Source organism: Ensifer sp. Root127 (assembly GCF_001425225.1).
Classification (GTDB): domain Bacteria; phylum Pseudomonadota; class Alphaproteobacteria; order Rhizobiales; family Rhizobiaceae; genus Ensifer; species Ensifer canadensis.
On the sequence record NZ_LMDX01000015.1, the window covers coordinates 1 to 13228 of the forward strand.

At 62.4% G+C, this 13228-nt stretch carries 12 protein-coding genes and 1 pseudogene; 4 read left to right on the forward strand and 9 right to left on the reverse strand.

Translation table 11 applies throughout. The features are described 5' to 3' along the window. Together ASD03_RS39035 and xylA are read right to left on the reverse strand one after the other, a co-directional pair. Positions 1-111, reverse strand: a pseudogene (locus tag ASD03_RS39035) (sugar phosphate isomerase/epimerase); the annotation flags it as partial. Positions 112-425: 314 nt separating this feature from the next. Then, positions 426-1736, reverse strand: coding sequence for a xylose isomerase (gene xylA / locus ASD03_RS17930; protein WP_025424906.1), 1311 nt, complete (start codon positions 1734-1736; stop codon positions 426-428). Between the two features lie 137 nt (positions 1737-1873). On the opposite strand from xylA, the gene ASD03_RS17935 reads away from it, so the two are divergent. Continuing rightward, complete coding sequence (locus ASD03_RS17935; RefSeq protein WP_025424907.1) at positions 1874-2233, forward strand: nuclear transport factor 2 family protein; 360 nt, start codon at positions 1874-1876, stop codon at positions 2231-2233. Between the two features lie 41 nt (positions 2234-2274). Here the strand turns inward: ASD03_RS17935 and xylB are convergent, their stop codons facing one another. The 5 genes from xylB to ASD03_RS17960 form a co-directional block, all read right to left on the reverse strand. Next, entirely contained in the window at positions 2275-3729 is a 1455-nt protein-coding gene (gene xylB, locus ASD03_RS17940) for a xylulokinase (protein ID WP_025424908.1), read from the reverse strand. A gap of 73 nt (positions 3730-3802) precedes the next feature. Then, on the reverse strand, positions 3803-4840 hold the full coding sequence (locus tag ASD03_RS17945) for a LacI family DNA-binding transcriptional regulator (RefSeq protein ID WP_025424909.1): 1038 nt from the start codon (positions 4838-4840) through the stop codon (positions 3803-3805). A gap of 88 nt (positions 4841-4928) precedes the next feature. Further along, the gene (locus ASD03_RS17950; RefSeq protein ID WP_162174738.1) at positions 4929-5957 is read right to left on the reverse strand and encodes a metallophosphoesterase; all 1029 of its coding nucleotides are present in this window, start codon (positions 5955-5957) and stop codon (positions 4929-4931) included. A gap of 203 nt (positions 5958-6160) precedes the next feature. Next, a complete protein-coding gene (locus tag ASD03_RS17955) occupies positions 6161-7750 on the reverse strand; it encodes a DHA2 family efflux MFS transporter permease subunit (protein ID WP_025424911.1) in 1590 nt (529 codons plus the stop codon). A gap of 69 nt (positions 7751-7819) precedes the next feature. Beyond that, the gene (locus ASD03_RS17960; RefSeq protein ID WP_025424912.1) at positions 7820-9037 is read right to left on the reverse strand and encodes an HlyD family secretion protein; all 1218 of its coding nucleotides are present in this window, start codon (positions 9035-9037) and stop codon (positions 7820-7822) included. 157 nt (positions 9038-9194) lie between these two features. Here ASD03_RS17960 and ASD03_RS17965 point away from each other — a divergent pair, with 157 nt between their 5' ends. The 3 genes from ASD03_RS17965 (at position 9195) to ASD03_RS17975 (ending at position 11722) form a co-directional block, all read left to right on the forward strand. Continuing rightward, a complete protein-coding gene (locus ASD03_RS17965) occupies positions 9195-9902 on the forward strand; it encodes a TetR/AcrR family transcriptional regulator (RefSeq protein WP_025424913.1) in 708 nt (235 codons plus the stop codon). Positions 9903-10013: 111 nt separating this feature from the next. Beyond that, positions 10014-10853, forward strand: coding sequence for an AraC family transcriptional regulator (locus tag ASD03_RS17970; RefSeq protein ID WP_025424914.1), 840 nt, complete (start codon positions 10014-10016; stop codon positions 10851-10853). Positions 10854-10966: 113 nt separating this feature from the next. Then, on the forward strand, positions 10967-11722 hold the full coding sequence (locus tag ASD03_RS17975) for a TerC family protein (RefSeq protein WP_025424915.1): 756 nt from the start codon (positions 10967-10969) through the stop codon (positions 11720-11722). A gap of 363 nt (positions 11723-12085) precedes the next feature. On the opposite strand, the gene ASD03_RS17980 is transcribed toward ASD03_RS17975, so the two are convergent. Next, complete coding sequence (locus ASD03_RS17980) at positions 12086-12466, reverse strand: VOC family protein (RefSeq protein ID WP_025424916.1); 381 nt, start codon at positions 12464-12466, stop codon at positions 12086-12088. Between the two features lie 234 nt (positions 12467-12700). Continuing rightward, a complete protein-coding gene (locus tag ASD03_RS17985; RefSeq protein ID WP_025424917.1) occupies positions 12701-13048 on the reverse strand; it encodes a metalloregulator ArsR/SmtB family transcription factor in 348 nt (115 codons plus the stop codon). Positions 13049-13228 lie beyond the last annotated feature (180 nt).

The following is a 13228-nucleotide window of genomic DNA, read 5'->3' on the forward strand; positions in this document are numbered from 1 at the left end:
CTTGTAGCCGCAATCGGCAGCCCACTTGGTGATCGCCGCAAACGAGTTGAACGGCGCCGCATCCCCGGCAAACTGCGCAAGAAACAGACCGGGGCCCTTAATCGTTTTCATCGCAAACATCCTCCTGATGATATGGCTACCGGCAGAGCCGGCCGGTTCGGCCAACGACAGGAAGAAGCGGACGAAAGCTTCATTTTCGCTGCAGCTGAAGCACCTGAAACGTTGCAGGCGCCGAAGCTAGCAGATTTTCTGTATGGAGCAACCGGTTGGGACGAGAATTTCGGGAGGCGTCCTCCTGCGTTCACAGGCGCCGAAATGCCAATCCGGAAACTGACTGCGGTGCGCCTCACCGGCACGACGAGGCACCAGTAAAAAAACCGGCCGCAGCGGCGGCCGGTTCTTCAATCAGCGTTGATCGCAGCCGCTCAGACGTAGCGGTTGACGACATTCTCCAGCAGCTCCTGCTTGCCGGACTTCGGTTGCGGGTTGAGGTCGGACTTCAGCACCCAAGCTTCGATCTCTTCCAGCGAGAAGCCACCCTCGAGCATCTTCTTGGCTTCCGGCACCTGCCAACCGGCGTAGCGCTGATCAAGCGGAGCCGACAGCGCCTTGTCTTCGATCATCTGGGCGGCCGCCTTGATGCCGCGGGCGCAGCAATCCATGCCGCCGATATGGCCGATCAAGAGGTCCTCGGGGTCGAGCGACTGGCGCCGCAGCTTCGCGTCGAAGTTGGTGCCGCCCGACTTGAAACCGCCGCCTGCCAGCACCTGATAGTAGGCGAGCGCCATTTCCGGCACGTTGTTGGGGAACTGGTCCGTATCCCAACCCGACTGGTAGTCGTTGCGGTTCATGTCGATCGAACCGAAGATGCCAAGCGCATTGGCAAGAGCCAGTTCGTGCTCGAAGGAATGGCCGGCGAGGATCGCATGGCCCTGCTCGATATTGACCTGGACTTCCTTCTCCAGACCGTACCTCTTGAGGAAGCCGTAGACCGTGGCGACGTCATAGTCATACTGGTGCTTGGTCGGCTCCTGCGGCTTCGGCTCGATCAGGATCGCGCCCTTGAAGCCGATCTTGTGCTTGTAGTCGACCACCAGATTGACGAAGCGGCCGAGCTGGTCGAGTTCTCGCGAAAGGTCGGTGTTGAGCAGCGTCTCGTAACCTTCGCGCCCGCCCCACAGCACGTAGTTCTCACCGCCGAGACGCTGGGTGGCATCTAGGCAGGTCTTTACCGTCGCGGCTGCAAAGGCAAACACATCCGGATCCGGATTGGTGGCGGCACCCGACATATAGCGGCGATTGGAGAAGAGGTTGGCGGTGCCCCAGAGCAGCTTGACGCCGGTGTCGGCCTGCTTCTTTGCGAAATAGTCGACGATCTCGTTGAGGTTCTTGGTGTTTTCGACGAAGTTCCGGCCCTCGGGGCGCACGTCGGCATCGTGGAAGCAGTAGTAGGGAACGCCGAGCAGCTGGAAGAATTCGAACGCAACATCCGCCTTCAGCTTGGCCGCATCCATCGTGTCCTTGAACCATGGGCGCTCGAACGTCTGGCCGCCAAAGGGGTCTCCGCCCGGCCAGACGAAGGTGTGCCAATAGGCAACCGCGAAGCGCAGGTGATCTTCCATGCGCTTGCCGAAAACGACCTCGTCCTTGTTGTAGTGGCGGAAGGCGAGCGGATTGCTGCTCTCCGGTCCCTCATACTTGATCTTAGCGATATCGCCGAAAAATCCCGTGCTCACGGTCTGGCTCCTCTCAAGGCTGGTGTGCCGGCGCCGCGACTGCAAAACGCCCGGTCATTACGTGGAAGGTAATTGGTTTCATTCCCTCGTGCGGCGATACCTGCGGCATCGAAACGCCAAGCCAAAGGAATAGTCAGATGAACGATTTCAACCGGATCGCCGAGGCCTACATCGCCGCCTGGAACGCAGAGGTCGGCAGCCGCAGCGTGTTGATCGAAGCGGCCTTTACCGTCGACGTCGCCTATCGCGACCCGATCATGCAGGGTGACGGGCATGCGGGCATCGGCGGCTTGATCGCCGGCGTTCAGGGCCAGTTTCCTGGTTTTCGCTTCACGCTCAAGGGCACGCCGGACGGCTTTGCCGACACGATCCGCTTCTCCTGGGCGCTTGGCCCAGATGGCGACGAATCCGTGATCGAGGGCACCGACGTCGGCCTCATCGAGAACGGCCGGCTGAAACAGGTCACCGGCTTTATCGACAAGGTGCCGGCGCAATAGGCCCGGTCGATCGAAAACAGCCATGGAGGGGCGCGGTGCGGTCACGTCGTCGCGCCCTTGATGGCGGGATAGAGACGCCGATAGCTCTGGTAGGCTTCGTCGTAGGCCGCCACAAAAGCCGCTTCGGGCGCGATCGTTTCCGCCGTTTTCGGTGCATGGCAAATCGCGACTGGGTCGGCGCCGGTCGCCGCGATCAGGCCGAGACGCGCAGCACCGAAGGCGGCGCCGAAATCGCCATCAGCAGGCAGATCGACCGGCAGGTCGAGCGCGGTCGCGATCGACTTCAGCCAGTAGCGCGAACGCGATCCACCACCGATCGCCGTCACCCGCGAAAGCGTCGTGCCGGCGGCACGCAAAGCTTCGAGGCTGTCACGGATGGCGAAGGAAACGCCTTCCATGACCGCCTGCGTCAGCACTACCCGGCTGCTCTCGTGGCCGAGCCCGGCAAATGCGCCGCGGATCGTTGCATCATTGTGGGGCGTGCGCTCGCCGGAGAGATAGGGAAGGAAGGTCACGCCGCTTGGCGCCTTCAGCGTATCGCCGAGCTCGGTGCTGAGGTCGGCGGCGCTGCGACCGGCGATTCCGGAATACCAGTTGAGCGCATCGGTCGCCGACAGAATGACACCCATCTGATGCCAGGTATTCGGCAGAGCGTGGCAGAAGGCGTGAACGGCGCTTTCCGGATTGGGCAGGTAGCTTGCATTGGCGGCAAACAGCACACCCGACGTGCCCAATGAAACGAAAGCATGGCCTTCGCCGACGGTGCCCATACCGCAGGCAGACGCCGCATTGTCGCCCGCCCCCCCGGCAACGACGACGCCGGCATCCATGCCCCAGCGTGACGCCAGCTCGGGCCGGAGCCCGCCCGCCCGATCCGTGCCTTCGACGAGATCCGGCATCTGCCGTTCCTCCATGCCGGTGGCCGAAAGCAGGCTTTCTGACCAGCGGCGCTTGGCCGTATCGAGCCAAGCCGTGCCGGCCGAATCCGACATCTCGGACATATGCTCACCCGTCAGCCACAGGCGCAGATAGTCCTTCGGCAACAGCACCCACCGCACCTTGGCAAAGAGATCCGGCTCGTTTTCACGCACCCATGCGAGTTTCGGCGCGGTGAATCCGGGGAAGACGATGTTGCCGGTGATGGCGCGGAATTGCGGCTCGGCATCGAGCGCCGCTGCCTCGCGAAAACTGCGGGTGTCGTTCCAGAGGATGCAGGGCCGCAGCACCTTGTCGTCGGCGTCAAGCAGCGTCGCGCCATGCATCTGGCCGGAAAGGCCGATGCCGCGCACGGCGGCAAGGGCTGAAGGATGTGCCGCCTTCAGGCCTGATATCGCCTCCTCGGTAGCCCTGATCCAAGCGGCCGGGTCCTGCTCCGACCAACCGGGATGCGGCCGCGAGACGTCGAGTGCGCCGGATGCCGAACCGACAATACGCTGATCGCCATCCATCAGCATCGCCTTGACGCCCGACGTGCCGAGATCCAGTCCAAGATACATGCGTGCCTCCATTGGGCAATTCCGGGGAAAGCGTGCAACGGTTTTCCGTCAGGAATTGTGTAAATTCAAAGCATTACACCGGTTCGACCGGCAGGTTGTCTTTGAGGAAAATGTCGATGCGGATGCGTTCCTGCGCCTCTATCATCGAGAGCCCATCGGCGCGGGCCTTCAGCACGCGAATGGCGCTGCGCACCTCGTGACCGGCATCCTGGTTGAGCAGCGCATCGATGGTACCCGAAACGAGTGCAGCACGACTGTACGGCGTCAATTCGTGCGCGATCGCGCAGATCTCGGACTGACGTCCGGCCTTCTCCAGCGCCGCGATCAGGCCGCGGTTGCCGGCGCCGAGGCTGTAGATGCCGGTAAGGTTCGGATGCGCGGCGAGCAGATCCTGCACCAGATTTTCGACTTCCGACGGGTCATCGTGGCCCTCGACCACGGGCAAAAGCTGCCGCTTGGCGGCACCTTCATTGACGGCAGCGCTGAAACCCTCAAGCCGATCCCGATGGTCTCGCACCAGCATCGATCCGGCGACGATGGCAACGGGCCCGTCGCGGCCGCCGACAAAACGCCGCATCAGACTGCCGGCCGTGCGTCCGGCGGCAATATTGTCGACGCCGGCGAAATGCTCGCGCTCGGAGCCGGTCAGGTCGGACACGAGGGTGACGACGGCAATGCCGTCCTCGCGAAGCCGCCCAACGGCCGCAACCACTTCAGGCGCTTCGACGGCAACGACGGCAACGCCGGCCGGTCCGCGTCGGCGCGCTTCGTCGAGCGCATCGGCCAGCGCCGATGCATCGAAGGCGGGAACGGAGAGGATGCTGACATCGGTCCGCTCGACGGCGGAGCGGGCCATTGCGGACTGGACCTCGGCCTCGAGCCCGCGCATGAAGGCGTTTTCGCCTTCGGGCAAAATGAAGATCAGCGGATAGCTGCGGCTCTTGGCAAGGTTGGCCGCCGCCACGTCCCTGATATAACCGAGCGTCGCGATCGCGCGCTCGACCTTGTCGCGCGTGACCGTCCGCACACCCGGGCGATTGTTCAAAACCCGGTCGACGGTCGCAAGGCTGACGCCTGCTTCTGCAGCGATGTCGTGGACTGTAGGGCGCATCATTTCCTCCCGCAAACTGCCTTAGAGGAATTTTTGATGTACGTAAATCAAAAACACGCAAGGAAAGACCGGCCGCTGTTTTCGCTGGCTAAAAACGCTTGCTGAATGCTTGCGTGAAAGTGACCTCGCCGTGGCCCTTCCCGGCCTCGGCAAGCACCACATCCATGAAGCCGTCGGTCACGCGCACGAGCGCGAAACCGCCCATATAGGCCGCCTTCGGCTTGAACAGATCCAGCCCTTCGCGGCGATAGATCATCGCGGTTTCGTGCTGATGGCCGTGAAAGAGACCGATGACATTATAGCCCTTGACGGCATCAACGAGCGCCTGCCGCTCGCCAGGACTCCACCAATGCGGCGGGCCATTGCCCTGGTCGTCGAAGGTCCTGGCGGCAGCGTCCCAGACCTCCGTCGAGAAGGCATCCCAGCCATAGTGCTGGAACAGGATCACCGGTCGGCCGTCAGCGGCATAGGTTGCCAGATCCTGCTTCAGCCACGGCAGCGCATCCACCGCACCCTTGCTGACGTCGCCACCGAAGCGTTGGAGCTGAACGAGATGCAGCCCGCCCCAATCCCAGGAATAGCAATCCGACAGCGGGTCGTAGTTCGTCACCGGCACCGGAGGCTTGTAGAACACCGACTGCCGATGATTGAGCTCGACATAGTCGCGCAGTTCGCGGCGATACCAGTCGACATGCGGCGGCGGCCCGTCCTGGTCGAGGTCATGGTTGCCGAGCCCGACATAGACGGGGAAGTGCACGCGGTCGGCACCCGGTCCTTCCTGATAGCGGCTCGAAAACTGCTGCAGCTGCCGTCCCTCACGCGGCTGGCGCACCTGTCCGCCGCCGTCATCGGTCACGTCGCCACCGAGCACAAGACCGAGCGGCCGGCCGATCCGCCGGCCGGTGCTGCCGAGCCCGCTTGACTGACCGCCGACGGTTTCCGGCCAGTGCATCGCCGGCAGGGCATTGAGCGCTGCCACGTGGCGAAGCAGATTCGCGTCGGTCTTGCCTTCGGCCGCACAGTTCGGCGCAAGGCCCTCGGTCGAGACGAGGCAGGCGTGGATATCGTTCGAAAACAGGAAGGTAGCATCGATGGGCGGGCGTCCGGCTGCGCGCATGGGCGTGGCCAACAGTGTCGCGCCGATGCCGGCGGCGGCGGCAAGGAAGGAGCGCCTGGAGATGCCGAAGTGTTGGTATGCCCGCATGAACGGCCCCGTTTCCAACCCGGCCAGGTGCCGGATCGTCGATCAGGGTTCGGCCGGACGTTGCTTTCCGGCCGGATTGTGCCGCAACACGAAGACGGCGTAAACCGCGCGTGGGCCTAGTGCCCGCCGCCGCTGGGTCCGACGCCCTGCGGTTTCTTGATCATCATCACACCCAGGATCAGCGACAGGAACAGCACGGTCAGGATGACGAAGATATCGCCGAACGACAGGATCATCGCCTGCTTCTGGGCCATCGCCGCAAGCTGCTTGATGGCGATCGAAGCACCATCGAGACCATGGGCGTTGAAGGTGGCGGCCATGTTGTTGAACCGCTCCATCGCCTCGGGGTTGCCCCACTGGATGTGTTCGGAGAGCCGGGCATAGTGCAGATCCTGGCGCTGGGTCAGGATGGTGTTGATCACCGCCAGGCCAACAGCGCCGCCAAGGTTGCGCGTCAGGTTGAAGAGGCCGGATGCGCCGCGCATGCGTGCCGGCGGCATGGTGCCGAGCGCGATGTTGTTGATCGGCACCATGCACAGCATCAGCCCGACGCCGCGCAGGATCTGCGGAATGAACAGCTCGTAGAAGTCCCAGTCAGCCGTCAGATGTCCCATGATCCAGGTGCCGCTGGCAAAGCTGGCAAAGCCGATGGTCATCAGCACGCGCGGATCGAGTTTGCCCGACAGGAAGCCGGCGACCGGCGCCGTGAAGAACATGGCTAGACCCGAGACAAACATCGTCTCGCCGATCATCAGTGAATCGTAGCCGCGGATGCGCCCGAGATAGAGCGGGTAGAGATAGGTGAGACCATAGAGCCCGATGCCCATGACAAAGGAGAACATCGAACCGAAGGCGAAATTTCGGTTTGAAAACGCCCTGAGGTCGACCACCGGGAATTCCACCTTGAAGGCCCGGTAGAAGAAAATCACCGCGGCGATCACGGTGGCGACGGCACCCATGACGATATGCTCGTCGTTGAACCAGTCGTTGGCGTTGCCTTCTTCCAGGACATATTCGAGCGAGCCGAGGAAGATCGCCATCGAGGCGAGCCCCCACCAGTCGAACTTCTTGAACAGACCAAGCTCCGGCTTGTCGAAATCGATGAAGGTCCAGGTCAGCGTCGCAACGATGATGCCGGGAATGACATTGACCAGGAACAGCCAGTGCCAGGAGAAGGCGTGGCTGAGGTAGCCGCCGACGGTCGGGCCGATGGTCGGCGCGAGCGTGGCGATCAGACCGATGATCGGCGAAACGATGTTGCGCTTCGACGGCGGAAAAATGGTGAAGGCAGCCGCAAAGACTGACGGAATCATGCCGCCACCGATGAAGCCCTGGATCGCCCGGTAGACGATCATCTGGTCGATATTGGTGGCTGTGGCGGCGAGCGCGCTTGCCGCGGTGAAACCCGCAGCCGATACCGAAAACAATACCCGCGTCGAGACGATACGCGCCAGCGTGCCCGAAAGCGGGATCATGATGACTTCGGCAATGAGGTAGGAGGTCTGCACCCAGCCGATTTCGTCGGAGCCGGCCGACAGGCCGGCCTGGATTTCGGCAAGCGATGCCGAAACGATCTGGATGTCGAGGATCGCCATGAACATGCCGACGACCATGGCGAAGAAGGCGATCAGCCTTCTCGGGTCCATATGTTCTTCGACCTTCGGTGCGGCTGCCGCCACCGAGCCTGCTGTTGCCGTTGCGGCCATCTGAGCCACTCCCTGCGTGTAAAGGCGCATCGGCGCGTTCAAAAGAACACGCCGGCGCGTCAGGCCCGATTACTTCGTGGCGGCGACCTTGGTCTCGTCGGGCGCCGTGCGCGTGTCGACATCGACGACGACGCTCAAGCCCGCCCGCAGATGGCCTTCCGCCAGCACATCGGCCGGCAGCGTGATGCGCACCGGCACACGCTGGATCACCTTGGTGAAGTTGCCGGTGGCGTTTTCCGCCGGCAGCAGCGAGAACACCGAGCCGGATGCCGGCGCGATCGAGGCAACCGTGCCTTCGACCGCGTGCTCGTCATAGGCGTCGATATGGACCTTGACCTTCGAGCCGGGGACCAGATGGGCGATCTGCGTCTCCTTGAAGTTGGCGTCGATATAGAGCTGGTCGACAGGCACGAGCGCGGCCAGTCGCTGGCCAGCGGAAACGAGGTCACCGACCTGGACGGCGACGTTGCCGATGACGCCGTCATAGGGCGCCTTCAAGACGGTGAAGCCGAGGTCGCGGTTGGCCTTGTCACGGGCAAGTTCGAGCGAGCGGATCTGGCTTTCCGCCTCTGAGCGCTGCGCCTGCAGCACGGTGATGTTGGCGTTCGCAGCCGCGATGTTGGCATCGGCGCCGGCAAGGTTCGCCCGAGCCTGATCCAGAGCCACGTCGGCATTGTCGCGCGAAGCAACGGTGCCGACGTCCTTGGACTGGAGGTCGCTCGCGCGCTTCTGCGCGAGTTCGGCGCCGCGCACCGTTGCTTCGAGAGCGTTCTTCTGGGCTTCGGCCTGGGCAAGGCTCGCCATCGCCCCTGCGATCTGCGCGTCGAAACGGCTGAGCGCCAGCTTCTGGGTGGCGATCTGGGCTTCGGTCTGCTCGGCCGCGATACGGTAGTCGCCGTCATCGAGCGTGACCATGGGATCGCCGGCCTTCACCTTCTGGTTGGCGACGACGTCGACCTTGGCGACATAGCCCGACACTTTCGGAGAGATCGTGGCAATGTCGCCTTCGATATAGGCGTCATCAGTCGAAACCATGAAGCGGCCATTGGTCCACCAGTCATAGCCATACCAGCCGGCGCCAGCGAGCGCGACAAGGCCGAGAACCGGCAAGATCGGGCTGCGCTTCTTCTTTTTCGAAGCGGCCTCGACAGCAGGCTCTTGCACCGCTGCCGGCGCCTCGGCAGTCGCCCCCTTGGCCTCGGGCTCGGCCTCATGGGTCTGCGGAACTTCAAAATCCTCGCCGACAGGGCGAACGCGAGCGGCGCTGGACGTTTTGGATGCGGACATGGATACCGGCCTGGTTAATGAGGGGTGACTGAACTGAACCGTTCGGTTCGATCGAAGCTTGACTTAGTCGCTTTGACGTCGCATATCAAGAGGGAATCGAACCGGGTAGTTCGATGGACGAGAATTAATGCGAACGGGACGGGTGCAGACGGCAATCATGGAACCAGCAAAGACCGAGCAAAACGAGACCTTCCGGCCTGATAACGGCGCGGACGACCAGCTTGGTCCCGGCAGCGGACGCCATGCGGCGGGTGAAGACCCTGCCAAGCGCCAACAGATTCTCGAGGGCGCGCGGCGGGTCTTCATGAGCCAGGGCTTCGACGCCGCCAGCATGAACGATATCACCCGCGAGGCCGGCGTCTCGAAGGGCACGCTCTACGTCTACTTCGAAAACAAGGAAGACCTGTTCAAGGCGCTGATCATCCAGGGCAAGACCCTGGTGATCCAGACCGCCAAGCATGCACTCAACGACCACGAAGACGTCGAGGAGGCGCTCTACGATTTCGGCGTCACCCTGACGAGCAGCATCACCTCCGAGGCCACGATCCGCTCCATGCGCATGGTGATCGGCGTGATCGACCGGATGCCGCATCTGGCGGAACGCTTCTTCAGCGAGGCGCCCGAAAACGGCTATACGGTCCTCAAGACCTATCTCGACCGGCAGGTTCCAACAGGCACGCTCGACATCGACAACACGGAAGTAGCGGCCAGGCAGTTCATCGAGATGGCCCAGGCCGGGCTGTTCAAGCACCGCCTGTTCGGCGGAATGTGCTCGGCGCCGCCGCGAGAGCAGATCGAGGGCACGGTTGCCGCGGCCGTCCGCGTCTTCATGGCCGCCTATGGACCGAAGAAGAAGACGGACTGAGCCAAGCCAAGGGGCTCATTCGTTCGGGCTAGCCTTCAATCCAGCAATTGCGATCAAGCACGCCTTGCGGCAAGACCCTATGAGCATGGGCTGTCTGCCACGGGAGTGAACATGAGTGCTATCGGAAGGGCGATCTGGTTCATCGAGAGCCATTTCGCCAGGGATATATCGCTGGAGGAGATCGCCGAGGCTGCCGGCCTTTCGCGCTTTCACCTGTCGCGCGTCTTCGGACTGGTGACCGGTCGCTCCATCAGCGCCTATATCCGTGCGCGGCGGCTGAGCGGCGCCGCACGAAACCTTGCCGACGGCTCGTCCAGCATTCTCGCGGTGGCCCTCGAAGCGGGCTACGGCTCGCACGAGGCTTTCACCCGTGCCTTTCGCGAGCAGTTCGGCGTCACGCCGGAGACCGTGCGCAAGCAAGGGCACCTCAGCAACATCGCACTGACGGAGCCTATCAGAATGGACGACACCCGCCTCCTCAAACTGGACCCACCGCGCTTCGAAGACAGCCCGCCTTTGCTTTTGGCCGGCCTTGCCGAAACCTACGCCTATGGCCGCACCGAAGGCATTCCCTCGCTGTGGCAGCGCTTCAATACCCACTTCGGCAACATCCCCGGACAGAAGGGCAACGTCGCCTACGGCGTCTGCAGCCAGAGCGATGGCGAAGCCGGGACATTTCGCTATATGGCGGCAGCAGAAGTCGACGACGCCGGCGCCCTGCCCGCCGGCTTTACCACCATGAAGCTGCCGAAGCAGCGTTACGCCGTGTTCCTGCACCGCGGCCATATCTCGTCGATCGCCACGACGGCGCACCATATCTTCGGCACCTGGCTGCCGGAGTCCGGTCTTCAGCATGGCCAAACGCCTGATCTCATCGAGCGTTATGATGATCGTTTCGACCCGCATTCGGGCATGGGGGTGGTCGAAATGTGGATTCCGATCCAAGCGTAAACGGTAAAGCGCCGCCGCAAATGGCCGGCGGCGCTTGTCACTTTCGCAATGTTGCTTAAATACTGCCGCGATTCTTGCGCGACGACGCGCCACCGAAAAAGGAAAGATCGCCGATGCAGGGGATAATGTCGCTTGCCCAGGACCCAGCCGCCTGGGTCGCCCTCATAACACTGGTTGTCATGGAGGTGGTTCTCGGCATCGACAACCTGATCTTCATCTCCATCCTCACCAACAAGCTGCCGGCCGAACACCGCGAGAGGGCCCGCCGCATCGGCATTACCCTGGCGCTCGTCATGCGCCTCGCCCTGCTCGGCACCGTCGCCTGGATCGTCAAGCTGACCACGCCGGTGTTCGAGGTCTTCGGACACGGCTTCTCGTGGAAGGACATGATCCTGATCGCCGGCGGTCTTTTCCTCGTCTGGAAGGCGACCAAGGAAATCCACCATAGCGTCGATCCGAGCGACCACGGCGAAGACTTCATCGCTTCTTCGGCGATCAACAGCTTCGGCGCGGCGATCGGCCAGATCCTGCTGCTCGACCTCGTCTTCTCGGTCGACAGCATCATTACCGCCGTCGGCATGACGCCGCATCTGCCGATCATGGTCGTCGCCGTCCTAGCCGCCGTCACCGTGATGCTCGTTGCCGCGACGCCGCTTGCCAACTTCATCGAGAAGAACCCGACGATCGTCATGCTGGCGCTCGCCTTCCTCTTGATGATCGGCACGACGCTGATCGCCGAAGGCATGGGCCTGCACGTGCCGAAGGGCTACATCTACGCCGCCATGGCCTTCTCGGCGCTGGTGGAGGTTCTCAACATGGTGGCGCGCAATGCGCGGCTGCGAAAGAAGGCCGCCGGCAAGCTGCACTGAGGCGTTGCCACGAACAAAACTGGAAAGGCGGGGCCACCAGCCCCGCCTTTTCGTTGCGCCGAAAAAAGACCTGCATCACAGGGGATGCAGGCCATCTTGCTGCGGGCGTTTGTGAGAACGCTACAGCGCCGCGCGTCTTACGAGACGCGCAAAGGTCGCTGTCGCGCTTTGAATTGCTGCATGTTTTGATGCTTATATCGAATAGCATTTAAGGAAACATGCAGTGGCGCTCGACTGCCGTTTCGTTGGCCACGGGAAGAAATCGGAAAAATTCCCGTGTTCTCCGCCTTCGTCATGTCCGATTGGCACAGCCCGCGCCTCTCGAACGGATAACGCCTCATCCGGTAAATCGTTCCGGTTGCTTCAGGCGTCGGGACGTTGCCCAATCTCCACGAGGATGTTGCCGGGTATGACCATATAGAAGACATAGGCGCCATGCCGCTCTTCCGGTTCGGTGATGCGGATGCCGCTCGGCAGGATGCGCCGATAGGCATCCTCGACTGCCAATCGCTCGGGCAGCAGGAAGCCGATATGGTAGGTCTGAAGACCGAGGCTGACCTGGTCGCCACCGCCAAGCTTGGCGATCGGCGGGCTGATCACCAGCACCATGCCGGCATCGTCTGCCAGGCGATAAAAGGCATCCTTGCCGCGCGTTTCGACAAGCGTGAAGCCAAGATGTTCGATGAAGAATGTCGCCGTTTCGGTAACGACGGGGCTGTGAAGGTCGAGATGGTTCAGTCGCATATGCAGTCTCCGTGTTTTGAGAAACGCGGCGGACTGCGTCTGATCTGGATACACCCCGCCGCGGACCGATGCGGATGCATCGGAACCACGCCGCGGGTTCGAACGATCAGGTTCGAGCAGAGCTTCGCAACCGCTCGTACGGTGACGAAGGGACCGGGCTTACCATATCCGGTCCTGCCTTTTTCGACACGGGATGTGTAGCGCAGCCAAGCTGCGCCAGCAAGATCGCTGAGATCAGTTTTTCCCGGCGTCCGGATCCACCTTCTGCAACTCCTGCAGATAGGCGTCGAGACGATCAAACTTCTCTTCCCAGAAGCGGCGGTAGCTGTCGAGCCAGCTGTTGACGTCGCGCAAGGGTGCCGCTTCGAGCCGGCAGGGGCGCCATTGCGCCTCGCGGCCGCGGCTGATCAGCCCGGCGCGCTCGAGAACTTTCAGATGTTTTGAAACCGCCGGCAGGCTCATCTCGAACGGCTCCGCCAGTTCGCCGACAGAGGCCTCGCCGAGAGAGAGCCGGGCGAGAATCGCCCGGCGCGTGGGGTCGGCAAGGGCTGAGAGCGTGGTCGACAGGCGATCTTCCGGCATTTCCTAAAAAACCTTTCAGTTAAATAACCTCACGGTTCAATATAACCAGCCATCGGCAGTGTCAACAAAAACCGGCGTGATCCACTTTCCGTTGACATGCTCCATGTTCTATGGTCTCACGCGAGCCGACTGGAATAGCCCGCCGATACCGCTGGTGCGGCACCCCTACGGGCCTTTCCT